This is a genomic window from Qiania dongpingensis (assembly GCF_014337195.1).
Taxonomy (GTDB): domain Bacteria; phylum Bacillota; class Clostridia; order Lachnospirales; family Lachnospiraceae; genus Lientehia; species Lientehia dongpingensis.
Map to the genome: position 1 here is coordinate 3016480 of NZ_CP060634.1, position 25040 is coordinate 3041519.

Genomic DNA, 25040 nt, shown 5'->3' on the forward strand with positions numbered 1-25040 from the left:
GAGGTAAGTTGAAACGGACAGAAACAAATGAAGACGTATTTGAAAAGCTGCCTGTCCCATCAGCGCTGAGAGTAATGGTTGTTCCTACGATCATAAGCCAGATTATTGTGCTGATATATAATATGGCAGACACATTTTATGTGGGAAGAACAAACAACCCCTATATGGTAGCGGGGACCTCTTTGATCCTCCCCATTTTTAATATTACGCTGTGCCTTGCAAGCCTTGCGGGAGTTGGCGGAGGGGCACTGATTTCAAGACTGCTCGGGAAGGGCATGGATGCTGAAGCGAAAAAGGTCAGCGCCTTTTCCCTTTATCTCTCCATATTTGTGGCGGCATTATTCTCAGTGATGACGGCAATATTTATGAGGCCGTTACTGAATATACTCGGCGCAGGAGAAAATACGTTTCAGTATGCCAGACAGTACGCTGTCTGTGTTATTGTTCTAGGCGGTATTCCGACGGTTTTGTCAAATGTGATGTCCAACTTAATACGCAGCACCGGCCGGTCAAAGGAAGCCGGTATAGGAATCGCCTTAGGGGGGCTTTTAAACATTGTGTTAGATCCTCTCTTTATGTTTGTCTTCTTGCCAAATGGATATGAAGTGCTTGGAGTCGGCATTGCGACCTGTCTTTCCAACAGCATTGCCTGCATTTACTTCTTGGTGGTGCTGTTTCGGATCAGGGAACACTCTGTCGTTACATTCAGCCTGAAATCCGGGATGCCAAAAAAGGAGAATGTCGTCGCGGTCTTTGCCGTGGGGATTCCTTCTGCCGTCGCGTCATTGTTATTTGATCTGGATTATGTTGTGGTAGACCGTTTGATGGTCTCCTACAGCGACCTGGCTCTGGCATCCATAGGAATCGTCCTTAAAGTGGAAAGACTGCCCTTGAATGTTGGAATCGGGATCTGTCAGGGTATGATGCCTCTTGTGGCATACAACTTTGCGGCGAAGAACCAGAAGCGCATGGATGATGTCATCCGTATTTCCCGAAAAATGGGGCTTTTGATAGCGGGGATGTGTATTGTCTTATACGAGCTATTCGCTGTTTATCTGGTGAGGTTCTTTATATCGGATGCCCGGACGATTGAAATGGCCGCGCAGTTTCTCAGGATAAGAGTGCTGGCCACACCGCTCATGTTTTTATGTTTTTATACCGTGTATCTTTTTCAGGCATTCGGTATGGGAAATAAGGCCTTATTTTTGGGGATGATGCGATGGGTGGTTTTTAATATTCCCATGCTTTTTTTCTTAAATGCTGTGTTCGGCATGTTCGGAATCGTATGGTCCCAGGTGACGGCAGACACACTTTCTGTGCTCTTGTCTTTTTATATATATCAACGATACAGGCCGCGTTTTTTATAAAACGCCGGATGTTTCGTTTCCTTTCCGCATACATAAAAACCGATGGGGTTGGATAAATCTGGACAAGAACTAATGTTCGAAAACAGCTTGCCTTCCCGGGAATTAGATGCTATACTAAATCAGAACATACATTCGGATTTGGGAGGCGCTTGTTATGGAAATCGGACAGGGGACGATGGAGCTAAAGGAAAAACTGAGGATTTTATCAGACGCGGCGAAGTATGACGCGGCCTGTACTTCCAGCGGTGTAGATCGGCCCGGAAAACCGGGGGCGCTGGGAAATGCATCGGCAGCCGGCATATGCCACAGCTTTGCATCGGACGGGCGCTGTATTTCGCTCCTTAAGATTCTTCTGACCAACCATTGTATTTATGACTGTAAATACTGCATCAACCGGCGGTCCAACGACGTGGAGCGCACAGCGTTCACGCCGGATGAAGTTTGTGCGCTGACGATAGAGTTTTACCGGAGAAATTATATTGAAGGGCTTTTTCTGAGCTCAGGTGTCATGAAATCTCCTGATCATACCATGGCACAGGTCTATGAAGTTTTATATAAGCTGCGGGAGGTGTACCAGTTTCGGGGATATATCCATGTGAAAGCCATTCCAGGCGCGGATGCGGCCTTGATAGACCAGATAGGCCTTTTGGCGGATCGGATGAGCATCAATCTGGAGCTTCCGACGGCGGAGAGTCTCCGTTCCCTCGCTCCTCATAAGAGCAGGCAGACGATACTGGGGCCCATGCGGCAGATTCAGGCGGGAATCGCAGATTCCAGATTGTCCATGGGCCAGACGGCCAGGCTTGAAAGGGCTTATGGAGCAAAGAGCTTTTCCAACGGCATTTTCCGGTTGGAGGAGGGAGAGAGAGACGGACTGGGCAAAAGAGCGGGCCATGCCATAGATGGGAGAGATTTGGGTGCCGCTCCTGTTTTGGAAGGATATGACGGAAGAAGAGGACTGGCTAGGCGGGAGAGAAACGAGATACGTACGTATGTCCCGGCGGGACAGAGCACACAGATCATTGTGGGCGCCACCCCGGAGAGCGATTATCACATGATGATGGTGACGCAGGCCTTGTATCAGAAATATGATCTGAAGCGAGTGTTTTTTTCTGCCTATGTGGGAATCAACGAAGACAGCGCTCTGCCCGCGCCGGGGGAAAAGCCGCCGCTCCTGCGTGAGCATCGGCTCTACCAGGCCGACTGGCTGCTCCGGTTTTATGGTTTTCGGGCAGAAGAGCTTCTGTCGGAGGACAAGCCCAATTTCAATGTTTTCCTGGATCCTAAATGTGACTGGGCAGTCCGCCATCTGGAATACTTTCCGGTGGAAATCAATCTGGCAGCTTATGAGCTGCTGCTGCGTGTGCCGGGAATTGGAGCGAAATCAGCGCGCCGCATTATACAGGCGAGAAGAATGGGAAAGCTCGATTTTCCGGATTTGAAGAAGCTGGGAGTGGTCCTTAAGCGCGCTCACTATTTTATCACCTGCGGCGGCCGGCAGATGTATCCGGTGAAACTGGAGGAAAACCGGATCACAGCCGGGCTGATCAGCGACAGTCAGAAAAAGAACTGGCAGATCGAGCACCAGGAGAGCTTTCGGCAGCTGAGCCTGTTCGATGATATGAAGCTGGAGATTCCGCCCACGGTGGAGGATTTTCGGAAAGCGGCGGCTGGGCAGCTGTAGGAGCCGGCGATGGAAAACAGAAAGGAAGCGATGGGTATGAAAGGGTTCTTATGTGAGGACACGATTGAAGGCATATTCACAGGGATATATGACGCTTGGGCTTCAGGAATGGAGACAGGGCACGAGAACGTCAGGCTGTTTCTCATAAGGCAGTATGAGCCGGAGCTGTTTTTTGAATATGAAGAAGTATTTCCTGATGCGGATAAAGCGGAGAAAGTAGCACGCGCCATCCGTAAGAAAATATCCGGTGAAGCGTTCCGCAGAGTTTACCGGACCGCTATGTCCTCTCAGCCGGACCGGGCTGATGCCATCTACCGTTTTCTGATGGAAGGGTTCCGCTATAAGGAGGATACCCTTCGGATGCTGCAGCTTCCGGCAGTCGGCCGCGTGTTTGAACTGGCCCGGAAGGTGGCAAATGAAGCGCACCTTTTTCTGGAATTCATTCGGTTTGAACAACTGAAAAACGGCGTTCTGTTTGCGGCCATCGCACCGAAGAGCAATGTGCTGACTCTGGTTGCTCCTCATTTTGAGGACCGGTTTTCAGGAGAGAATTGGATCATATACGATGAGACGAGAGCGCTGGCTGCTGTCCATGAAGCTTTGAAGCCTTATGTGCTTGCCCGCCTTACAGAGGAACAGGCGGGTATTTTTTTGGACAGGAATAAGGAAAACGACGGATACACGGATTTGTGGAAGGTGTTTTTCAATACCATTGGAATCGAGGACAGGAAAAATTACCGCTGCCAGAGGACGATGATGCCGCTGTGGTATCGGAAGCATATGACAGAATTTTTGTGAGGGGATAAAATTTTCCGATGATTATAGTAAGAATCCAGGGGATATGATATAATAAGGCGTAGCGCGAAACCGGCGGCCGAATATGCGGTTTCGTAAAATGTCAGCCTGCGGGAGAGGAATATATGAACAGAGAAGAAATTTTAAAATGTGTGGATCATACTCTGCTGTCTCAGACAGCGACCTGGGAGGAGATAAAGACCATTTGTGACGATGCCGTCACATTTGATACGGCATCTGTCTGTATACCTCCTTCTTATGTAAAGCGTGTTAAGGAATATGTGGGAGATCGCATGAGAGTCTGTACGGTGATCGGATTTCCGAATGGGTATAATACAACGGCGGTGAAGGTATTTGAAACAAAGGAAGCCTTGAAGGAAGGCGCCGATGAGATTGATATGGTCATAAACCTGGGCGATGTGAAGGATGGAAGACTGGACGATATAAGGGACGAGATACGGGCGGTCAAGGATGCCTGCGGAGATAAGATCCTTAAAGTGATCGTGGAGACCTGCCTTTTATCTGAGGAAGAGAAATCTTCACTCTGCGAAATCGTAACAGAGGCAGGGGCCGACTACATTAAGACGTCCACAGGATTTTCTGCGGCAGGAGCCACCTTCGCTGATGTGGAACTGTTTTCCCGTCATGTGGGAGACGGTGTGAAGATCAAAGCGGCGGGAGGAATCGGTTCTTTTGACGACGCGGAACGTTTTATCATGCTGGGGGCGAGCCGTCTGGGCACCAGCCGCCTGGTAAAGATAATGAAGAGCGAGAGGGAATGATTCCTTTTGCAGAAGAATCATGGGAAAGGAAAAATGAAGGGTATGGAACAGAAGGGGATCAAACCAGAGAAGCTCCGGAGTTTGATTGGACGAGCGATGGAGCAGCTGGCCTTATCTTATGCACCGTATTCCCACTTTCATGTGGCGGCGGCTCTTCTGTGTGAAGACGGGGCGGTATTTACCGGCTGCAATATTGAGAATGCTTCCTATTCCGCGACAAACTGCGCGGAGAGGACGGCCTTCTTTAAAGCGGTGAGCGAAGGAAGAAGATCGTTTTCCTGTATTGTCATAGCAGGAGGCCGGGATGGTAAGACAGTGGAGTACTGCCCTCCCTGCGGAGTCTGCCGTCAGGTGATGCGGGAATTCTGTGATCCTTCCAAATTCCAAGTGGTCCTGGCCAGATCTTTGGAGGATTATAAGGTGTTTTTGCTGGAGGAACTTCTGCCGGAAAGCTTCGGTCCCGACACCCTCTAAAACTGTGTATTTTGGCAGAAATTGCCCTTGTCAGATAGCACCTTCTGGTATATAATAGCTAATAGAATTGAAGAGAAGAACCACCTGGAATGTTCGACCATCCTGTATGTTTTGAACCTACAGAGTGTAAAACGGGATTCCAATATCAGTGAGTGGATGTCGGGCCTCCTTTGAGTGGATGGCAGAAGCTCATTTGCGGTTGCCCACCTAGCGAGGGCTAGGAATCAAAAATGCAGGAACCGGCATTTCGGGGGAATACGAAAGATGCAGACAGCATATTATCTTATGATAATATGCTGTCTTTTGTTATGCCGTTAAAAAAGAGCGTTAGCCGGCATCAAAAAAAGCGGATGAGGGAGGAGAAATATGACCGATCGAAAAAAAGGAAAAAGAGGGCTGTTATGGCTGACTGCCCTGATGCTGATTTGTCTGGGAGGATTGGCAGCCTGGCTTTTTTTTAAGGGAAGAAATGGGACAGACTGTGTCACGCGGGCATTGGCTGCCAGACAGACTGCGCTGGCGATCGCAGACGGAGAGGAAATAAATGCGGCCGGGATTCAGAATTTTTCTCAGGATGACGCTGAAAACTGGTATGTGCCTTACGCAGAATATCTGTACGGACAGGGGATATGGGATGCCGAACAGATTCCGGCGGACAGAAAAGCCATGGGAGGAGCTTTAAACTGCCAGGAGCTTCTTTATATGGCAGAATGGCTGCAGCTTCCAGAAAAAATTACATTTTCTAACGGCGCTTCCGGAAAAGATCCGGTATCGAAAGAGGACTGGTCACATTTCTATGAGCTTCTACTGGGAAAATACGATACGGCAGGGGCTGTAATCGAACAGGAGATATTATTGATCGGGACGCCGAATAATCTGGAGGACGCCGGTTCCTGGGAAGCCCGAACCGATAAAGGGGTATTAAATTTTCAGGGGCTGTCTTTGGACTCGATGGTGGATATGCGCCTAAAAGTGAGGACGAAAGGAGCAGAACTGCTGCAGGTGGAGGAAGTGGTATCGGAAGAGATTACATATGAAAACGTATGGCTGGACTCCTACGGATCCGGAGAACTTAAAGTCTATTTGTACGGGACCTGGAGAAAGTTCCAGGTGGGAAGCATAGAGAAGGAATGCAGCGGGATGACGGGGGACATCATGCTGAAAAAAGGAAAAGTAACAGAAGTGGCCCTGAAAAAGGAAACCATAAGAGGCAAGCTTTTAGCGGCAGGAGACGGTGAGATGGAAATCGAGGGATACGGCAAGGTTCCTTTGGCAGATACCTTTCATGCTTATCGGACTTATGGGGGATTTGCGGAGCTGTCGGCAGGGGATCTGATGATCGGATATGACCAGGCGGAATTCGTGGTGGCGGAAGGAAAGATATGCGCGGCTCTGATAGGAAAGAGCGTTACGGCGGAGAACATACGGGTACTCCTGACCGACGCTAAGATTGGATCCATATTTCATGAGACAGCGGCGTTCACTTCTGATAAAGCATTTACAGTAACTTACAATGAAGGAGAAGCTTCGGAACGCCATGAAGCGGGGGAAAGTGTGGAAATAAACAAGGACAGCCCATATTTTTCCAAGGGAAGAGTCCATATTACTCCGGATGATGGCGGAAAGATTGGATTTACCTCTTTTTCCAGAAAATATGGCGCGCCTTGGTATGAAGGGACCATAGAACTGGCCGTATCCGAGGAAGGGATACTCATCATCAATGAAGTGGATCTGGAAACGTATCTCTGCTACGTGGTACCCAGCGAAATGCCGGAGAGCTATGGGCTGGAGGCTCTGAAAGCACAGGCTGTCTGTGCCAGGAGCTATGCCTGCAGACAGATTGAAGGCAGCGCGTACAGTACTTACGGCGCCCATGTGGACGACAGTACGACCTTTCAGGTGTATAACAACACCGAGACCGACGATCTTACGAGACAGGCGGTGGAGGAGACCTATGGAGAAGTCCTCACCTATGGGGGAAGCCTGGTGACCACTTATTATTATGCCACGTCCTGCGGCTTTGGAAATGACATGCAGGTGTGGGGCAGCGACCAGACGAAATATCCATATTTGAAGAGTATTTATATGGCGGATGGAGCAGCGCCGGACTTATCATCGGAAGAAGCTTTCCGGGCTTATCTGGAGAACAGAGAAGGGGGAAACCTGGAGAGCGGCGCGCCGTGGTACCGGTGGGAAACGACGATATCCACTGAGAAAATGACGGCGCGAATGGATAAGTTTCTGAAAGACTATGCGAAAAGCCACGAGGAGCTTGTGCTTTTCCGGCAGGGAGACGGAAGCTTTGCGGCGGCGGACGGAGGAAATGGGCCGGACAGTATAGGGAATGTCACCGGAATGAAAGTGGAGGAAAGAAATCAGAGCGGATTTGTCAACCGGCTGCTGATCGAAGGGACGGAAGGAGCTGTCCGGATCGAACGGCCGGGAACAGTCAGAGCTCTTCTGGGAGACACGGAGCATGTCTATACAAGACTGGACGGCAGCACCTCCACCGGCAAGACCATCCTTCCAAGCGCCAGCGTATGGATGGAAGAAATCAAAGACGGAGAAGCCTTGAGCGGCTGGAAGCTCAGAGGAGGGGGATACGGACATGGAGTGGGAATGAGCCAAACCGCGGCCAGTACACTTGCAGGCCAGGGAAAATCCTGCGTGGAGATTCTTCAGTATTTTTATCCTGGAACTGAAATATTTCAGGAGTATTAAGGAAGAGATGAGAAAACGCTTGTATCTGCTGTTCCTGAAAGATATAATAGGGAGAAGGTATGGAAAGACTTTTTTCGGGAAGGGTATGACGATATGGGAAAAACAGCCCCCAGTGACCAGCGCCGGAATGGCATAAAACAGATATATTTCGTTTTGATCATAGCTGTAATTGTGATATTCATATGGCTGACAGCCGTGATCAGCCAGACATCAGGACTTCCGTCGGTTTCGCCGGAGGTTTCGGCGAATCAATTTCAGCAGGGATGGTATTATCTGAGCGGAGGAGAAAAACATGCGGTAGAAGCGTTCCCGGCACAGGTTTCTTATGAAGGCGGAGAGGGAGTGTTTTATAATGTGCTTCCAGAGACGGGAGAGGGACAGAGCCTGATGTTTTCCAATGATTATCAGAGCGTTCAGGTGTATGTGGGAGAGACGTGTATTTATGACTACGGCTATGAAAATCTTCCTCCTCTGGGTAATCTGCTCGGCAATATCAAATGTTTTGTACCCATGAAAGAAGAATACAGCGGAGAAGAGATTTCCATCCATCTGAAAATGAATTATTGGGAAGAGAAAGCCGCAATTAAGTCCGTATACCTTGATAATACCAGCGATCTGATCTTCCAAATGCTGAAATCCCAGGCCGGTCTCGTGCTGTGTCTTATCCTGATGCTCCTATTTTGTGTAGCGCTGTTCGCCTGCTTTGTCTGGGCAAGATATAAGAAGATTACGGAAGAGAGCGGGGTTTTTTTGAATCTTGGCTTGTTTGTGTTCTTGTCTGCCGTTTGGATCTGGACGGATTCGTCTCTGCCTCAGCTTGTGTTTAAGAGCGGCATCGCTTTGTGCGTGACTTCGTTTTTCAGCTTTATGCTTCTTCCTGTGCCGATGATAGGCTTTGTGGAGAAAATCTGCGCGGGAAAGACGCGTATGTTCAGAAGCTTCCAGCTGATGTGCCTGCTCAATTGTGCCGTGCAGAGTATTTTTTACGCGGCAGGAATAGCGGATTATCCTCAAATGCTTCCGGTGACGCATCTGTTATTGGCAGCGGTGATTATTTTTATAATCTGTTATCTGATCTATGATGTTCGGAATCACGCTTCTTATTATGCCAAGGGTATGCTCGTGGCCATTGGGGCGCTGACCTTATTCTCCTTTGCTGCTTTGTTGAACTTTTATATCAGCAGACGACTGGATAACAGTCTGTTTTTCCGAATGGGTTTTCTGTTGTTCATCTTGATACTAGGCTACATGTCGGTAAAAATGCTGCTGTCTTATCAGGAGGTCAGGACGCAGGCGGCCGTATATCAAAAACTGGCGTATACTGATCTGATGACTCAGGTGAATAACCGCAGCTCTTTTGAAGAATTTATAGACGGGTTAAATGCGGAAGTGAGATCAGAGAAGAACCTGACCTTTATCATGCTGGATCTGAACGGATTGAAGCAGACCAATGACAAATATGGGCATAAGGCGGGAGACCGGCTCCTTCAGAGCGCGGCGGATTGCATAAAATCAGCCTTTGGAGAAGCGGGGACCATATATCGTATTGGAGGCGACGAGTTTTTTGTGGCGGTCACCCGAGAGGATGTAAATGTGGAAGAACGGCTGAGCTATATGGACGAAAGGATTGCCGAGTATAACAGACGGCACTCGGAGGATCCATTCTGTTTGTCCATCGCGCGGGGGACAGCATCCGAAAAAGAATATCCGGATTGCGGTATAGACGGACTGTGGAAAAAAGCGGATGAGAACATGTACCGGGAAAAAGCAGCCTTCCACAGCAGTAGATAGGCGGAGAAAATGAAAAGGCCCTGAAAGGAGGACCGGAAACGGCCGCCTTCAGGGCTTTTATGGTAAAACGATGTGTTTTGATTAGTCTTGATTATTTCAGGGTGGTGGCAAGATCTAAAAATGCAGGAAGGCCATTTACCAGCTTCACAGGAGATGCGCCCTGAATCAGGGGAAGTGCATATTTTACATAGCCTTCTCCGATGTTGGTGCCGTTGTCGGTGATCCATTCAGCCGGGAAGGGCTTTTCTTTGTTGCACACTTCGTTGACGTCTGTCAGCTGATAAGTGATCTTATATTCTTCCCCAGGTTCTCTGATGAAAGCGACCATCATACCGGTCTTTCCTTCCAGTGCGGCCTTTGCGGCTACGGAACCGGCCATGGCGGCTTCTTCGATATCTGTGGCAGAAGCCAAAGAAGCGCCGCATCTTTGGATGATGCCAAATTCCAGGGAACGAACCTTTACGCCGAGCTTTTCATTGATGACTTCGGATAAATATTTGCCGCTGCCGGTCAGCTTCTTATGACCGAAGCTGTCTACAGCGCCGTCGGCGCCGGCGTATTCACAGATGAATTTGCCGTCTTTGTCGGCAATGCCTTCTGAAATGCAGACGACAACATTGCTTGTTTTCTCCAGGCACTTTTTCACGTCAGCCAGGCACTGGTCCATATCAAATGCGGTTTCCGGCAGATAGATCAGATGAGGGGCGTCTCCCTCAAATTTCCTTGCCAGGACAGATGCGGCGGTCAGCCAGCCGGCATGCCTGCCCATGATTTCAACGACAGTTACACAGGGAGCGGCATAAACGCCGGCATCCAATGCACATTCACGGACTGTGGTTGCCACATATTTTGCGGCGCTGCCGTATCCGGGCGTATGGTCCGTCACGATCAGGTCGTTGTCAATGGTCTTGGGAACACCCATGAAGATGATATCAGTGCCGGCCTTCTCGCCATAACGGGAGAGTTTGGACACGGTGTCCATGGAATCGTTGCCGCCGATATAGAAAAAGTAACCAATGTTCATTTCTTCAAATTTTTTCAGAAGAGTAGGATATACCGGGTCGTTTAAATCTTCCGGCAGCTTAAAACGGCAGGATTTCAGATAAGAAGCGGGAGTCGTCTGTAAAATCTCCAGCTCGTCCTTTGAAAGGTCGGAAAGGACCGTAGTCTTTCCAGCCAGGAAACCCTCGATGCCATTTACCATACCGTAAATCTTGTCAATCTTCTCAGAGCCCAGGAATCCGGTAACCACGCCGTAAAGGCTGCTGTTGATTACGGAAGTAGGGCCGCCGGACTGTCCGACAATGACATTTTTTTTGCTCATGTGTGATCTCTCCTTTTTTTCTGTTGGGTCTTCCGCAGCGTAAATGCTGCGAATATGGCCGATATATTAGCCAAATTAGCATAATTCTATAACAAAAAGACAATTTTGACAAGGGCTTGCGGGGGAAAACACAAAAAACACGCGGAGCCTTTGTTGACAGTTATATGAAATATGCCTATAATAAGGGAGAAAATGCCGGGGAGAGACGGCAGGCGGCAGGCTGAAGGAGGACAAGCATGGATAAGATCAAAATGCAGGCTCCCATCGTAGAGATGGATGGGGACGAGATGACTCGTATATTGTGGAAAATCATAAAGGAAGAGCTGTTGCTTCCGTTTATTGATCTCAATACGGAATACTATGACCTGGGACTGGAGCACAGAGACGCTACAAATGACAAGGTGACCACAGAGGCGGCGGAGGCGACTAAAAAATATGGCGTGGCTGTGAAATGTGCTACCATTACTCCCAATGCGGCCAGGGTTAAGGAATATGGCCTGAAAGAAATGTGGAAGAGCCCCAACGGCACGATCCGTGCAATCCTGGACGGAACTGTTTTCCGGGCGCCGATCATTGTAAAAGGAATCGAGCCATACGTAAAGACCTGGACCAAGCCCATAACCATCGCGAGACACGCGTATGGAGATGTGTATAAAGCTGCAGAAATGAAAATTCCCGGCCCGGGTATCTGTGAATTGGTGTATACGGATGCAAATGGTGTGGAAACACGGGAACCAATCCACGAGTTCAAGGGCCCCGGTGTACTGCAGGGCATGCATAATCTGAACCGATCCATTGAAAGCTTTGCCCGCTGCTGCTTCAGCTATGCGTTGGATACCAGGCAGGATTTGTGGTTTGCCACAAAGGATACCATATCTAAAAAATATGATCATACATTTAAGGATATTTTCCAGGAGATTTACGATAAAGAATATGCCGGAAAATTTTCAAAGGCAGGCATCACTTATTTCTATACCTTGATTGATGACGCAGTGGCCCGTGTCATCAAATCAGAAGGCGGATATATCTGGGCGTGCAAAAACTATGACGGAGATGTGATGAGCGATATGGTCGCTACTGCATTCGGTTCTCTTGCCATGATGACTTCTGTCCTGGTGTCACCAGACGGAAATTATGAATATGAAGCGGCCCATGGGACGGTGCAGCGGCATTATTATAAGTATCTGAAAGGCGAGAGTACGTCGACGAATTCCGTCGCAACGATTTTTGCCTGGAGCGGGGCCCTGAGAAAGAGAGGGGAACTGGACGGCAGCAAGAGACTGCAGGAATTTGCTGATTTCCTGGAGAGCGCGACCATTCAGACCATTGAGGACGGTATCATGACAAAGGATCTGGCGCTTATGACGACGATTCCGGATCCTCATGTGGCGGAGAGCAGTGAGTTCATTAAAGCCATCCGGGAACGCCTGGAAAGAAAACTTGGCTGTTAAATCTGATTGAGACAAAAGGAGCAGAGGGTCTGGTGATTCCGGACCCTCTGTTTTTGTTTTAATACAACCAAATATTTTTTGCAATCATTCCTGTAAAGTCTATACCAAGACACCGGCAGAAGTTCCAGACCGTCACGATTTCGGTTCGCTGGCGATTCAGGGGCCGCTTTATCCCCGCTCCAGGAGTACTGCTCACATGTCAGCGGGAAATCTTTATGATTTCCCGCCTCCGGTTCGCTCAGAAACGGAATCGGTATTTTTCGTTTCTGCCTCCCTCCGCCTGGGAAACACCGGCCGCTGCCCTGCGGCGCTCACCTTTAGGCCGGCCCGGAATCTTTCTGCCGGTATTCTTTCTGTCGCACCATTTCAGACGACTTCCGTTCCCTTGATTCCAGAAAAGAATCGGATATCCACACGGCCCGCGCGCCTTACGGCAGCGGGCCGCGGTGGACCGCCCATGGCTTTTAAAACGAATGAGAGCTTATTTCGGTGCGGGAAGAAGAGCAAGAGGAAGGATCCGATTCCATCGTAAGGCGAGCGCCGCAAAGGCGTTAGCAGGATTTTCCCGGCCGCAGGGAGGTAAAAACCGAATCTCATGCAGGTTTTTATTGGAATCTGACATGGAAAAATATCGATTTATCCATGTCAGTTGGAAAGGACCGACTGGAGGCCGTAAAGATTCTGGTTACGGCTGCCAGCGAGCCGCTTGGATGGAAGCGGATTTCCTCCTGCTCCTTCTGATTAATTAGGATGAGTTTCATTAAAAGTATTCAAAAGGATATTATTACGGACCCTTCCGGATTTTCAGGAATATGATAAAGGTATGAAACCAGGGCGGGGAGGGTCAGATGAATCACGTACACAAAATGATTGGCACCGAATGGGCCAGAAAACAAGGGCTGACAGGAAAGGGCGTCGGCATAGCCGTCCTGGATACGGGGGTATATCCTCACCAGGATTTCGCTCATCGGCTGTATGGCTTTCAGGATATGTTAAATGGAAGAAGGTTTCCATATGATGATAATTCCCACGGGACCCATGTGATGGGGGTGCTGGGAGGCAGCGGAGAAGCGTCCGGAGGCCTCTATGAAGGTATGGCTCCCGGATGCAGTCTGATAGGCATTAAAGTACTTGACTACAAGGGAAACGGCTCTGTGGCAAATCTGCTGCGGGGCCTTAAATGGCTGCGGGAGTACAAAGAAGAGTATGGCATCCGCATTGTCAATATATCGGTGGGCTCCATTCCCAAAAGGGAGACGGGAGAGGAGTCCGCGCTGATCCGCGGGGTAGAAGAAGCCTGGGCGGATGGACTGGTCGTGGTGGTGGCGGCGGGAAATGAAGGTCCTTCTGCCATGTCGGTGACGACACCGGGTATCAGCAGGAAAGTGATAACGGTCGGATCATCCGATGATCATCATGCGGTGGAGGTCTGCGGGGCGCCGATGGTAGACTATTCCGGCAGAGGCCCCACGTCCCGGTGTATCTGTAAACCGGATGTGGTAGCGCCGGGGGCATCCATTGTATCCTGCAACGCCGTGGGTCGAAAAAACAACAAGCCGTATGGAGTGAAAAGCGGTACGTCCATGGCGACGCCGGTAGTGTCAGGCGCTATTGCGCTTCTTTTGGAGAAGCACCCGGAGATGACGCCTCAAGACGTGAAACTTAAACTGATGAAGAGTACCATAGATCTGGGGCTTCCCAGAAACCAGCAGGGCTGGGGAATGATTCATATTGCCAGATTGCTGGATGAATGATATGATAAAAACGAACAAGAGCTTGCAAACTGATGCAGCATGTGTTCGCTGAATTATGACGCGACAAAGAAAAAGAGGACTCTAAATGAAAAAAGGCAGAATATATCTGGCATTGATCTTAATATTTTCCACGATTTTAGGAATGTATACGGGTTGCGGAAACAAGAAGACCCAGGCGGAGACAGTGACAGCGGAGAGGCTGATTGAAAAGGCGGAAGAGGCGATTAAGGGAGCCGCTTCCATGACCGGAAAGATGGCCGTGGAGATATCTATGGATTACAGTGCCGGAGGAGTGGATGCGACTCTGGAATTGATAATGAATCAGGATATGGAACTGACAAAGGATCCGGAGGCTGTCCATATTACCGGCACCCTGGATATCGATCTTTCCGGAATCACGATGGATACGGAAGTCTATGCGGTAAAAGACGGTGATAAATATATGATGTATACGAAGGCAGGGGGCCAATGGGTTAAGCAGGCATCTGAGGCCATGCCTGCCCCAGCCGATGTATCGAAAACCTTGGAGCTTATGAAAAAGGATACGGAAACTCTGAAGTTCACCGGACCTGAGAACTCCGATAAAAAACAAGTCTATCAGGTGGACGCCGTAGTCCATGGCGAGGGGCTGGCAGCGGAGATAATGGCTTCTGTAGGAAATCTTCTGGAAAAGGATACAGATGCCAATGCGGATCTGGATACGAAGATCACCGCCAGGATAGACAGTGAGAACGGAGCGTTGCTGGAGTTGGCCATTGACCTTACGGACAGCTATAATGCAGCGATGCAGTCACAAAAGGAAGCGCAGGGCTTTGATGAAGTGACGGTGACAGCCTTCAAGGTGACGATGACGGATTATACCTTGAATACTGTGAGCGAGATTCTCGTGCCGGACGATGTGAAATCCGGGGCAGTCGATATGGATGCCGCGGAGACAGAGATGAACTTGTGAAGAATATAGATGTAGTTATAAGTTAGGAGTATGTAAACGCCCCGCGCCTTTTTCGGTATATGCCGGAAATGGCGCGGGGGATTTTTGATTTTTATAAGATGTTTATTCCGCGAGGCTCTCCCATAGTTCATACAGTTCGGAGAGGCGGGAATCATTCTGGTTTTTTTCTTCTGTGAGCTTTAGAAGCTCGCTCATATTCGTACAGATATCCGGTCTGGCGGACAGAACATCGATTTCATCATTGCGGTTTTCCAGTAGGGTGATCTCTTCTTCTGTTCTGGCCAGGTCATTCAGACGTTTTCTCTCTCTGGCCTGAGCTTCCTTTTGCGCTTTCCAGTCTGCTTTGGTATCGGCTCCTTCCGCAGAGGCCGAGCCGGAAGGGGAACCGTCGGAAGAAGCCTCGGCGGAAGCGGTATAAGCGGCTGTCAGCTGATCCCGTTTTTCCAGATAGTAGTCGTAGTTTCCGATGTAGTTGACAAAGGTCTGGCTGGTCAAGTCAAGAATCCTGGTGGCGGTCTTATTGATGAAATACCGGTCGTGGGAAACATACAGCACAGTACCGGTATACCCGTTCAGCGCGTTTTCCAGGATCTCCTTGGAGACGATGTCCAGATGGTTCGTCGGTTCATCCAAAATCAGCAGATTGCTTTCCGAGAGCATGAGCTTAGCCAGGGAGACTCTCCCCCGCTCACCGCCGCTCAAATCCCCCACCAGCTTAAATACATCGTCTCCGGTAAACAGAAAAGCGGCCAAAACGCTGCGGACCTGGGTGTTGTCCATATCCGGATAAGCGTCCTGAAGTTCGTCGAACAGCGTTTTTTCCATGTGGAGCACCTGCTGCTCCTGGTCATAATAACCGATTCTGACTCGGGAGCCAAGGCGTATGTCTCCGGAATCAGCGGGAAGAAGGCCGTTTATGATCTTCAAAAGTGTGGTCTTCCCGGTGCCGTTGCTGCCGATCACGGCCACTCGTTCTCCCCGCTTGATTTCAAAGGAAACATTGGAAAACAGACAGTTGTCCCCAAAGGATTTTGACAGCTCCCGGACAGTCAGCACATCATTTCCGCTCATTATCCTGGGCTCCAGCCGGATGTGCATGGCAGAAGAAGCTTCCGTCGGTTTGTCCACCCGCTCGATCTTAGAAAGAAGCTTTTCTCTGCTTTCTGCCCGGCGGATGGATTTTTCCCGGTTGAAAGAACGGAGCTTCTGAATGACGGCTTCCTGGTGCTTGATCTCTGCCTGTTGGTTCAGATATTCTTTCATCTTTGCATCCCGGAGCATGGACCGCTTTTCTGCATAGGAAGAATAGTTCCCGGAAAACACCGATACCTGCCCCTGGTCGATCTCTATGATTTTTGTCACCACCCGGTCCAGAAAATAGCGGTCGTGGGCGACGATCAGGACACTTCCGGGATAATTGAGCAGATATGTTTCCAGCCATGCGATGGATTCCATATCCAGATGATTGGTCGGCTCATCCAAGAGGATGATATCAGGTTTTGAAAGGAGAAGACGGCCGAGAAACACACGGGTTTTCTGGCCTCCCGACAAGGCACGGACTTGTTTTGCGAAATCTTCCTCAGTAAAACCAAGGCCCTTCAGAACACCGGTGATCTCACTTTTGTAAGCATATCCATTCCGGAGCTCAAATTCGTGGCTGGTTCTGGCGTAACTGTCCATGAGCCGTGACAATTCTTCGCCCTCTGTCAGTTTCATGGAGATTTCCAATTCCCGCAGGCGTTCTTCCAGGGCGAGTACTTCTTTTTTTACTTCCAGAAGCGTATCATAGACCGTTTGATCCGAAGAACAGTCCTGATGCTGGGCCAGATATCCCAGAGTCTTGTCCTTGCCGAGAACGACGGTTCCGCTGTCGGGCGGAAGTTCTCCGGTGATGATTTTTAAAAGAGTGGATTTGCCGGCGCCGTTGATGCCGACGATGGCTGCTTTCTCTCTGTCTTCTATATGAAAGGAGCCGTTCTGGATGATAACGGCGTCCCCAAAGGACTTGCTTACCTGATGGCAGGAAAGTATCATGGCGGATTCCCCCTATTTTTTCTTCTGGGGTATATTGTAACTGTTTTTGAGGAGAGCGTCAACAAAGGGAGCGGAGAAAATAAGACGGGGGGAGGCATTTTCCAGTTTTGTAAAATAATTATCAAAGTTATTTGACAAGCAACTATAGGGATACTATAATAAAAAAGAAGTATAAGCATATAAAAAGGAAGCATAATCTTATAAGAAATTGGGTGGTAAGAGTGGAACGAAAGGAAATTTCCAATGCGGTCATTAAGCGGCTGCCCCGGTACCACAGATATTTGGGGGAACTGATGGAAAGTGGAGTTGAGCGCATCTCCTCCAATGACCTCAGCGAAAAAATGAATGTGACAGCATCCCAGATCCGGCAGGACCTGAACAATTTCGGCGGTTTTGGCCAGCAGGGATACGGTTACAATGTGGAATATCTCTACAATGAAATTGCGAAGATCCTGGGGATTGACAGACAGAATAACATGATCATCATAGGCGGCGGCAATTTTGGACAGGCGCTGACCAATTATTCAAACTTTGAACGGCGGGGATTCATGATCCAGGCCTTGTTTGATGTGAGCCCCGACCGGATCGGAAAGAGTGTTCGCGGGATCAAGACTTTGGATATGAAGAATCTGGAGGAGTTTTTATCCGGGCATCACATTGATATTGCGGTGCTCACAGTCCCCAAAAGCACAGCGCAGGAGGTGGCGGACAGGCTGATCGCATGCGGCATTAAGGCTATCTGGAATTTTGCCCACCTGGATCTTAAGGTTCCGGATGACGTGGTGGTGGAAAACGTACATTTGTCGGAGAGCCTGATGCAGCTGTCTTATCGGATCTCGGAGAAGAGAGATAAGGAAGGAAGCGGCCAGAATTCTTAAAAATGCGTCCATGTGGAAGAGAAAAAAGGAAGCGGATTCCCCTGTCATATTGACGGGGAATTTTGCTATTTCGCAGAAGCAATAAAGGAGTGGGATATGCGGTATTTGACGGACAGCAGTCAAATGAAAGCGATCGACAGCTATAATATTGAGGAATTGGGCATACCTTCTCTGGTCCTAATGGAAAGGGCGGCGTATGCAGTGTCCGCCGAGGCGGAGCAGATGAGCAGTCAGAATGGATCTGTTTTGGTGATCTGCGGCATGGGGAACAACGGGGCCGACGGTCTGGCTGCGGCCAGGATGCTCAAGCTGCATGGAAGGAAGGTGAAGGTGCTTCTGTGCGGAAAGGCATCTCATTCGACAAAAGAGCATTCCATCCAGCTTGCCATAACAGAGAAGCTGGGAATTCCGGCAGTAACAGCGGACAGCAGGCAAGAATACAGTATAGAAAATGGGTTTGAACTGATCATCGACGCTCTTTTCGGCGTAGGCTTAAGCCGTCCGCTCAATAAAACCTTTATAGAACTGACGGATGCCATAGAAAGAGCTAGGATATCCGGAGCCAAAGTGCTGGCAGTGGATATCCCCTCTGGAGTCAGCGCATCAGACGGCCAGATCCTCGGAGCAGCCGTGAAGGCGGACGCGACGGTGACATTTGGATTTGAGAAGCTTGGATTGGTGCTTTATCCGGGCGCTTTTTACTGTGGAAAAAAGAAGGTGGCGGACATTGGATTTTCCCTGCCGAACGGAATGGAAAGCCGAATGGCTTATACGTTTGGCCCGGAGGATCTGAGGCGGCTGCCGAAGCGTCCGGCTGACGGAAATAAAGGTACCTTTGGAAAGGTGCTGCTGGCGGCGGGAAGCAAGCGCATGAGCGGAGCCGCATATATGAGCGCATTGGCGTCATACCGGTCAGGAGCGGGACTCGTGCAGATCTATACGGTAAAAGAAAATGTGCAGGTACTGAAGACTATGCTTCCGGAAGCGATCGTGACTGGCTTCGACCGGGAACATCCGGATATGGAGGAGCTTGCGGACCTTTGCAGATGGGCCGATGCGCTGGTGGCCGGACCAGGGTTCTCCACAGAATCCTATGCAGAGCAGATTCTTCACTGGCTGTTAAAAAATGTAACTTTGCCCAAGGTACTGGATGCGGATGCTTTAAATCTGATCGCCCGCCACTGTGAATTGGCCGGATATCTGGACGGCAGCGCGGTCATCACTCCCCACATCGGAGAGATGTCCAGACTCACAGGCAAAACAGTGGATGAGATTAAAAAAGCTCCGATAGCGGCTGCCCTGGAATTCCGGGAACAGCATGGGGCGGTCTGTGTACTGAAGGACGCGAGAACGGCAGTGGTTTCGGAAAACGGCATTTATATCAGCAGCTCAGGGAACAGCGGTATGGCCACGGGCGGTTCCGGGGATGTCTTAAGCGGCATTCTGGGAGGACTATTGGCAGCAGGCATGAATGTGGGAGACGCGGCGGAGATGGGAGTCTGTCTCCATGGGCTGGCCGGAGATGCGGCGGCAGAGAGATGCGGAATGCATGCGATGATGGCGACAGATATCATCTCATGTCTCGGGGCTGTGCTTAAGGAATGGACATAAAACGGATGGAAGAACAAGCGGAGGATAAAGATGAAGGAATATAGCCGCACAGCGGCTTGGATAGATCTGGATGCCATATATGGCAACGTAAAAGCTCTGAAGGAAAACACGCGGAAAGGGACCAGAATCTGTGCGGTCATCAAGGCAGACGGCTATGGACATGGGGCGGTCCCCATTGCGAGAAAGCTTAAGGGCCTGGCAGATTATTTTGCGGTGGCGACGGCCGAGGAGGCGTTCAATCTGCGATATCACCAGATTGAGGAACCCATTCTGGTCCTGGGATACGTTCCGGAAGACGCTTACGAAAGAGCAGTCATGGAGGAGATACGTCTGACGGTGTATACTTATGAGATGGCGGAGCGTCTTTCAGAAGCGGCTAAGAGGTGCGGAAAACAGGCATTTATCCATATAAAATTGGAAACAGGAATGAATCGGATCGGATTTAGGCCGGGAGAAGAAGCCCTTTCACAGGCGGAAGCCATGAGCAGGCTGCCGGGGATCATGCTGGAAGGGATATTCAGCCACTTTGCAAGAGCGGATGAAAAGGATAAATCATATGCGGAAAGACAGTACCGGATTTTTGACGGATTTGTGAGCGCTCTTAAAAAGAGGGGAGTGGAGATTCCGCTGAAGCATATGGGAAACAGCGCTGCGATCATAGACCTCCCTCAGTTTGATGTGGATATGGTGCGTGCGGGCATCGCACTGTACGGGATGTATCCTTCGAATGAAGTCGACAGGAGACGGGTTGGGCTTACGCCTGCCCTCCGGCTGACTGCCCGCGTGATTTTTATAAAGGAGATCGAGCCAGGCGAAACGGTGGGCTACGGCGGGACCTACACGGCCCAGAGACGAATGAAGATCGCCACGATCCCCATAGGATACGGGGACGGATATCCCAGGAATCTGTCCAATCGGGGATACGTGCTCCTGGATGGAAAAAAAGCGCCGATAACCGGCCGTGTCTGCATGGATCAGCTGATGGTCGATGTGACGGACGTTCCGGAGGTGAGGCAGGGAGACGAGGCTGTTTTGGTGGGCAGGGACGGAGAGCAGATGATTTCGGTGGAGGAGCTGGCGGAGCTGGCCGGAACCTTTAATTATGAATTTGTGTGCGATCTGGGCAAGAGGATCCCGAGGATCTACCTGGACGGCGGAAAGATAGTGGGAAAAAAGGATTACTTTACGGATCCTTATGAAATCGTTTTGTAGGACATTTCCCGTATGAACCGAAGAAACATTGGAAATACTAGGAAGGAAAGAAGTACAGCCAATGCAGATATCGGAGCGTGAAATGTAGAATGATTAAAAGAGGCGACATTTATTATGCGGATTTACGGCCAGTGATCGGGTCGGAGCAAGGCGGAGTCAGACCGGTGCTGATCATCCAGAATGATACCGGGAACCGGCACAGTCCCACGGTCATCTGTGCCGCTATCACTTCAAGGATGAATAAGGCGAAGCTGCCCACTCATGTGGAGCTGAAGGCGGAACACTGCCAGATGGTGAAAGATTCCGTCATTCTCTTAGAGCAGCTCCGCACAATAGATAAACAGAGATTAAAGGAAAAAATCTGCCATTTAGATGATGGACTGCTGCAAAAGGTAAACACAGCGCTGCTGATCAGCCTGGATTTATATACATAGGCTGAATCGGATGGCAGGAAACGGAAAAGGAGCCGGAGATAATCATGGACGACGGGTATTCGCCCTGGAGTTTGCTGCTGTTGTTGGGAATTATAGTGATCGAGGTTATATTTTATGGATTTGGCGCCGCCATACAGGAACTGAACAGTGCAGAGCTTTTAAAGCGAAAGGAAGACGGGGACCGGAAAGCGGCCGGGATCTTAAAGATATCAAACCGCTCTTTCGCGTATGCCAATGTGGTTCAGGTAATATCCACAGTGAACGGCCTGATATGCGGAGCTTATCTATTGAAACAGGGACAGAGGTTCCTGTTACATAGTTTTTTTAGAAACAGTGCGGAGTCTGGAAAGGGATATCTGCCTATGATGGCCGTATCAGCAGTCGTCCTGGTGATTGTTCTTCTCTGTATCGGAGTATTAGCGCCAAAACGGATCGCGAAACGGTACCCGGAACGGTGGGCATATGCCTTGCTTCCGGCAGTCCGGGTACTGTCCATACCGGTTTATCCGGCTGCCTGGCTGGTAAGCGGCTTGTCCGGTCTGGCGGCCCGGTTATTCGGAGTGAAACCGGGAAAGGACATCGACAACGTTACGGAAGAAGAAATCATGTCCATGGTCAACGAGGGCCATGAACAGGGGGTCATTAAGGCGAGTGAGGCGGAGATGATCACAAATATCTTCGAGTTTGATGATAAAGAGGCCGGAGATATTATGACCCATAGGACTAATATCACCGCACTGGACAGCGATATGACCCTGGACGAGGCTCTGGAGGTGATGCTGTCCGGAAGCAATTCCAGATATCCAGTCTACCGGGAGAGTCTGGATGATATCATCGGCATCCTGCATTTAAAGGATGCGGCGCTTCTGCAGAAAAACGAGTCTCTCCGGGGCAAAAAGCTTGTGGATATCGAGGGACTGCTGAGGAAGCCTCATTTTATCCCAGTCACCAGGAACATCAATAAATTATTCAAGGTCATGCAGTCCAGGAAGATTCACATGGTCATCGTGATAGATGAATATGGGCAGGTGGAAGGGCTGATCACAATGGAAGACATCCTGGAGGAAATCGTAGGAAATATCCTGGATGAATATGATGAGGAAGAAAAGTTCATCATTCCTTCCGGAAGCGGATATGTGATGAAGGGAATGACGCCTCTTCCGGATGCGGGAGAGCTCTTGGGGCTGGATTTTGACGAAGAGGACTATGACACGGTCAATGGGTTCCTGATATCCAAGCTGGACCGGATACCGTCCGAGGACGAGAAGCCGGAGATTCGATTTGGAGGATATCGTTTTTCCATACTGAATGTGGAAAATAAGATGATAGATACGGTGAGGGTGGAAAAGCTTCCGGAGGAGGAAGCGGCTGAGGAAGAAATACATGAAGATGATTAAATCGGTTCGCGCTGTATTTTCGGATGCGGTGTTTCTGAGAAAGACGGTCATGATCGCAGTGCCTGTGGCAGCACAGGCACTTCTCAATACCGTTACGAACATGGTGGATACTATGATGATCGGCACCTTGGGTGAAACAGCTATTGCCGGAGTGGGGCTGGCCAACAAGGTGTTTTTTGTGTTTAATCTTCTGATATTCGGAATCGCCAGCGGCGCCTCCGTGCTGAGCGCCCATTTCTGGGGAAATCACGATGGGAAGAATATTCGAAAGGTGTTGGGCATTTCCCTGATCCTGGGGATCATCGGTTCTCTTCTTTTTACTCTGCCCAGTTTTCTTGCCCCGGAGGCTGTCATGGGGATCTTCACCAACAGTCCCACCTCTGTGGAGACGGGAGCCGCTTATCTGAGGCTGGCCTGCATCAGCTATCCGTTTACAGCGGTCACGAATATATACGTGGCGGCAATGCGGTCTGTTGGAAGAGTCAGGACGCCGGTGGTGACAAGCCTGATCGCGATCATGGTCAATATTACGTTAAACTATGCTCTGATCTTCGGACATTTCGGTGCGCCGGCCATGGGAGTCAGCGGCGCGGCTGTCGCAACGCTCACAGCCAGAGTGGTGGAAGTGACCTGTATTTTTCTATATGTTTACGGGTGGAAAACAGAGCTGGCGGCGAAGGTTTCTGACCTTATCGGCTATCCAAAGACACTGATAAAAGAGTACATACGGACGGTGCTGCCCATAATCGGAAACGAATTCATGTGGGGGCTGGGAGTGACCATGTATTCCCTGGCTTATGGAAGAATGGGAGATACCTCTGTGGCGGCGGTGACTATCGCTCAGACCATTCAGGATATGATTCTGGTATTTTTCCAGGGAATATCTGCCGCTTCCACTGTAATTCTCGGAAATGAACTGGGGGCCGGACGGATCAAGGACGCGGAAAAAGACGCGTCTAAGCTATTATGGCTTCAATTTACGGCGTCGATACTGCTGGCCGTGTTCTGCATTGTTACACGGAATCTGCTGGTAGGCTTTTATGACGTATCTGAAACAGTGCTGAAGGAAGCCGCCTACTGTATGCTGGTTTATGGGCTGTTCCTTCCATTTAAAATGTTCAATATCGTGAATGTGGTGGGGGTCCTGCGAAGCGGAGGAGATACCAGGTTCTGTCTGATGCTGGACAGCGGAAGCGTCTGGCTTATCGGCGTTCCCATGTCATTTTTGGGCGCGCTGGTATTCCGGCTTCCGATACATCTGGTGTTCGCCATGACGCTCACGGAGGAGTTTGCGAAGTTTTTCATTGGATACCGGCGCTATAAGAAGAAGAGATGGCTGAAAAATCTTGCGGCAGGCGTGTCTTAAGCCTTGTCAGGATACGGAAAAGATGATAAAATAAAAAGTCGGATAAGATAATAAGCGAAACTAAAGGATAGAAAAAGGAGAGGTTCAAATGTCAGGACATTCCAAATTTGCGAATATCAAGCATAAGAAAGAAAAAAATGATGCTGTCAAAGGCAAGATTTTTACGGTGATCGGACGGGAGATTGCTGTGGCGGTAAAAGAAGGCGGAGCCGATCCGGCCAACAACAGTAAGCTGAGAGATGTCATTGCTAAAGCGAAGGCCAATAATATGCCCAATGATACCATTGACAGAGGCATAAAAAAGGCTGCCGGTGATGCCAATTCCGTGAATTATGAGACGATTACCTATGAAGGCTATGGACCGAATGGCATTGCCATTATCGTAGACACCTTGACGGACAACAAAAACAGGACGGCTTCCAATGTCCGCAATGCGTTTACCAAAGGAAATGGCAACGTAGGAACTCCCGGATGCGTGTCTTTCATGTTTGATAAAAAAGGACAGATTATCGTGGATAAGGAAGAATGTGAAATGGAAGCCGACGATCTGATGATGTTCGCTTTGGATGCGGGAGCTGAGGATTTTGCAGAGGAAGAGGACAGCTTTGAGATCACAACGGATCCGGGGGACTTCAGTTCCGTCCGCGAAGCCCTGGAAAAAGAGGGGATTCCCATGGCGGATGCTCAGGTGACGATGATTCCTCAGACTTGGGTGAGCCTCAAAGACGAGCAGGATATTAAGATGATGAACCGGATACTGGATCTTTTGGACGAGGATGACGATGTCCAGGAAGTATACCACAATTGGGATGAATAATCGGCCATGTACTTTCCTATGAAATAAGAAAAGCCCGGAAATCGGCAGGAGACTGCTGGTTTCCGGGCTTCTTAGTCTTATGGGAAGCAGCGCGGAAATATTGTAAACGGCTGTAAAATATGGTATGATGACCGGGAAAGACCGCGGTAATTTTGGAACCGGGGATAAAGAGACGGATCAGTAAAGAAAGTGGGAT

General features: G+C 49.7%; 19 protein-coding genes and 1 other RNA gene. 18 read left to right on the forward strand and 2 right to left on the reverse strand.

The features are described from left to right. Positions 1 to 8 precede the first annotated feature (8 nt). The 8 genes from H9Q78_RS14155 to H9Q78_RS14190 all read left to right on the forward strand — a co-directional run bounded on the left by H9Q78_RS14155 (position 9) and on the right by H9Q78_RS14190 (position 9614). Positions 9 to 1367, forward strand: a complete 1359-nt coding sequence (locus H9Q78_RS14155) for an MATE family efflux transporter (RefSeq protein ID WP_249302637.1) — start codon at positions 9 to 11, stop codon at positions 1365 to 1367. Positions 1368 to 1521: 154 nt separating this feature from the next. After that, positions 1522 to 3051, forward strand: a complete 1530-nt coding sequence (locus H9Q78_RS14160; protein WP_249302638.1) for a putative DNA modification/repair radical SAM protein — start codon at positions 1522 to 1524, stop codon at positions 3049 to 3051. 9 nt (positions 3052 to 3060) lie between these two features. Further along, entirely contained in the window at positions 3061 to 3849 is a 789-nt protein-coding gene (locus H9Q78_RS14165; protein WP_249302639.1) for a TIGR03915 family putative DNA repair protein, read from the forward strand. 122 nt (positions 3850 to 3971) lie between these two features. After that, entirely contained in the window at positions 3972 to 4628 is a 657-nt protein-coding gene (gene deoC / locus H9Q78_RS14170; protein WP_249302640.1) for a deoxyribose-phosphate aldolase, read from the forward strand. 6 nt (positions 4629 to 4634) lie between these two features. Then, positions 4635 to 5102 (forward strand): cytidine deaminase, encoded by a 468-nt coding sequence (gene cdd / locus H9Q78_RS14175; protein ID WP_408635180.1) that lies wholly within the window; start codon positions 4635 to 4637, stop codon positions 5100 to 5102. A gap of 78 nt (positions 5103 to 5180) precedes the next feature. Next, positions 5181 to 5360, forward strand: a non-coding RNA gene (gene ssrS / locus H9Q78_RS14180) — 6S RNA. A gap of 108 nt (positions 5361 to 5468) precedes the next feature. After that, positions 5469 to 7823: a SpoIID/LytB domain-containing protein gene (locus H9Q78_RS14185; protein WP_249302644.1), complete on the forward strand. Its 2355-nt coding sequence runs from the start codon at positions 5469 to 5471 to the stop codon at positions 7821 to 7823. A 93-nt stretch (positions 7824 to 7916) separates the two neighbouring features. Then, entirely contained in the window at positions 7917 to 9614 is a 1698-nt protein-coding gene (locus tag H9Q78_RS14190) for a sensor domain-containing diguanylate cyclase (RefSeq protein WP_249302646.1), read from the forward strand. Positions 9615 to 9705: 91 nt separating this feature from the next. Here H9Q78_RS14190 and H9Q78_RS14195 read toward each other — a convergent pair whose 3' ends face one another. Then, entirely contained in the window at positions 9706 to 10938 is a 1233-nt protein-coding gene (locus H9Q78_RS14195; RefSeq protein ID WP_249302648.1) for a 6-phosphofructokinase, read from the reverse strand. Between the two features lie 236 nt (positions 10939 to 11174). On the opposite strand from H9Q78_RS14195, the gene H9Q78_RS14200 reads away from it, so the two are divergent. The 3 genes from H9Q78_RS14200 (at position 11175) to H9Q78_RS14210 (ending at position 15095) form a co-directional block, all read left to right on the forward strand. Then, a complete protein-coding gene (locus tag H9Q78_RS14200) occupies positions 11175 to 12389 on the forward strand; it encodes an NADP-dependent isocitrate dehydrogenase (RefSeq protein ID WP_249302650.1) in 1215 nt (404 codons plus the stop codon). A gap of 848 nt (positions 12390 to 13237) precedes the next feature. Next, positions 13238 to 14143, forward strand: a complete 906-nt coding sequence (locus H9Q78_RS14205) for a S8 family peptidase (protein ID WP_249302651.1) — start codon at positions 13238 to 13240, stop codon at positions 14141 to 14143. A gap of 85 nt (positions 14144 to 14228) precedes the next feature. Then, complete coding sequence (locus H9Q78_RS14210; RefSeq protein ID WP_249302654.1) at positions 14229 to 15095, forward strand: DUF6612 family protein; 867 nt, start codon at positions 14229 to 14231, stop codon at positions 15093 to 15095. Positions 15096 to 15197: 102 nt separating this feature from the next. On the opposite strand, the gene abc-f is transcribed toward H9Q78_RS14210, so the two are convergent. Next, positions 15198 to 17129 (reverse strand): ribosomal protection-like ABC-F family protein, encoded by a 1932-nt coding sequence (abc-f, locus tag H9Q78_RS14215; RefSeq protein WP_249302656.1) that lies wholly within the window; start codon positions 17127 to 17129, stop codon positions 15198 to 15200. Positions 17130 to 17350: 221 nt separating this feature from the next. Here abc-f and H9Q78_RS14220 point away from each other — a divergent pair, with 221 nt between their 5' ends. The 7 genes from H9Q78_RS14220 (at position 17351) to H9Q78_RS14250 (ending at position 24844) form a co-directional block, all read left to right on the forward strand. Beyond that, positions 17351 to 18007 carry a redox-sensing transcriptional repressor Rex gene (locus H9Q78_RS14220; protein ID WP_249302658.1) on the forward strand — a complete coding sequence of 219 codons (657 nt, stop codon included), beginning with the start codon at positions 17351 to 17353 and terminating at the stop codon, positions 18005 to 18007. A 96-nt stretch (positions 18008 to 18103) separates the two neighbouring features. Then, positions 18104 to 19618 carry an NAD(P)H-hydrate dehydratase gene (locus H9Q78_RS14225; RefSeq protein ID WP_249302659.1) on the forward strand — a complete coding sequence of 505 codons (1515 nt, stop codon included), beginning with the start codon at positions 18104 to 18106 and terminating at the stop codon, positions 19616 to 19618. Positions 19619 to 19648: 30 nt separating this feature from the next. Next, positions 19649 to 20830, forward strand: coding sequence for an alanine racemase (gene alr, locus H9Q78_RS14230; protein WP_249302661.1), 1182 nt, complete (start codon positions 19649 to 19651; stop codon positions 20828 to 20830). Positions 20831 to 20919: 89 nt separating this feature from the next. Beyond that, complete coding sequence (locus H9Q78_RS14235; RefSeq protein WP_147595623.1) at positions 20920 to 21264, forward strand: type II toxin-antitoxin system PemK/MazF family toxin; 345 nt, start codon at positions 20920 to 20922, stop codon at positions 21262 to 21264. 44 nt (positions 21265 to 21308) lie between these two features. After that, a complete protein-coding gene (locus H9Q78_RS14240) occupies positions 21309 to 22661 on the forward strand; it encodes a hemolysin family protein (protein WP_249302663.1) in 1353 nt (450 codons plus the stop codon). After that, positions 22648 to 24027 (forward strand): MATE family efflux transporter, encoded by a 1380-nt coding sequence (locus tag H9Q78_RS14245; RefSeq protein WP_249302665.1) that lies wholly within the window; start codon positions 22648 to 22650, stop codon positions 24025 to 24027. Before H9Q78_RS14240 ends, H9Q78_RS14245 begins: the two co-directional genes overlap by 14 nt. Positions 24028 to 24115: 88 nt before the next feature. Then, positions 24116 to 24844: a YebC/PmpR family DNA-binding transcriptional regulator gene (locus tag H9Q78_RS14250; RefSeq protein ID WP_249302667.1), complete on the forward strand. Its 729-nt coding sequence runs from the start codon at positions 24116 to 24118 to the stop codon at positions 24842 to 24844. Positions 24845 to 25040: the final 196 nt, after the last annotated feature.

What these genes read in the sequence shown, in the direction of transcription:
- H9Q78_RS14160 (WP_249302638.1), top strand. Translation starts at nt 1,522, where the DNA reads ATGGAAATCGGACAGGGGACGATGGAGCTAAAGGAAAAACTGAGGATT.
- H9Q78_RS14165 (WP_249302639.1), top strand. Translation starts at nt 3,061, where the DNA reads ATGGAAAACAGAAAGGAAGCGATGGGTATGAAAGGGTTCTTATGTGAG.
- deoC (WP_249302640.1), top strand. Translation starts at nt 3,972, where the DNA reads ATGAACAGAGAAGAAATTTTAAAATGTGTGGATCATACTCTGCTGTCT.
- H9Q78_RS14185 (WP_249302644.1), top strand. Translation starts at nt 5,469, where the DNA reads ATGACCGATCGAAAAAAAGGAAAAAGAGGGCTGTTATGGCTGACTGCC.
- H9Q78_RS14190 (WP_249302646.1), top strand. Translation starts at nt 7,917, where the DNA reads ATGGGAAAAACAGCCCCCAGTGACCAGCGCCGGAATGGCATAAAACAG.
- H9Q78_RS14195 (WP_249302648.1), bottom strand. Translation starts at nt 10,938, where the DNA reads ATGAGCAAAAAAAATGTCATTGTCGGACAGTCCGGCGGCCCTACTTCC.
- H9Q78_RS14200 (WP_249302650.1), top strand. Translation starts at nt 11,175, where the DNA reads ATGGATAAGATCAAAATGCAGGCTCCCATCGTAGAGATGGATGGGGAC.
- H9Q78_RS14205 (WP_249302651.1), top strand. Translation starts at nt 13,238, where the DNA reads ATGAATCACGTACACAAAATGATTGGCACCGAATGGGCCAGAAAACAA.
- H9Q78_RS14210 (WP_249302654.1), top strand. Translation starts at nt 14,229, where the DNA reads ATGAAAAAAGGCAGAATATATCTGGCATTGATCTTAATATTTTCCACG.
- abc-f (WP_249302656.1), bottom strand. Translation starts at nt 17,129, where the DNA reads ATGATACTTTCCTGCCATCAGGTAAGCAAGTCCTTTGGGGACGCCGTT.
- H9Q78_RS14225 (WP_249302659.1), top strand. Translation starts at nt 18,104, where the DNA reads ATGCGGTATTTGACGGACAGCAGTCAAATGAAAGCGATCGACAGCTAT.
- alr (WP_249302661.1), top strand. Translation starts at nt 19,649, where the DNA reads ATGAAGGAATATAGCCGCACAGCGGCTTGGATAGATCTGGATGCCATA.
- H9Q78_RS14235 (WP_147595623.1), top strand. Translation starts at nt 20,920, where the DNA reads ATGATTAAAAGAGGCGACATTTATTATGCGGATTTACGGCCAGTGATC.
- H9Q78_RS14240 (WP_249302663.1), top strand. Translation starts at nt 21,309, where the DNA reads ATGGACGACGGGTATTCGCCCTGGAGTTTGCTGCTGTTGTTGGGAATT.
- H9Q78_RS14245 (WP_249302665.1), top strand. Translation starts at nt 22,648, where the DNA reads ATGAAGATGATTAAATCGGTTCGCGCTGTATTTTCGGATGCGGTGTTT.
- H9Q78_RS14250 (WP_249302667.1), top strand. Translation starts at nt 24,116, where the DNA reads ATGTCAGGACATTCCAAATTTGCGAATATCAAGCATAAGAAAGAAAAA.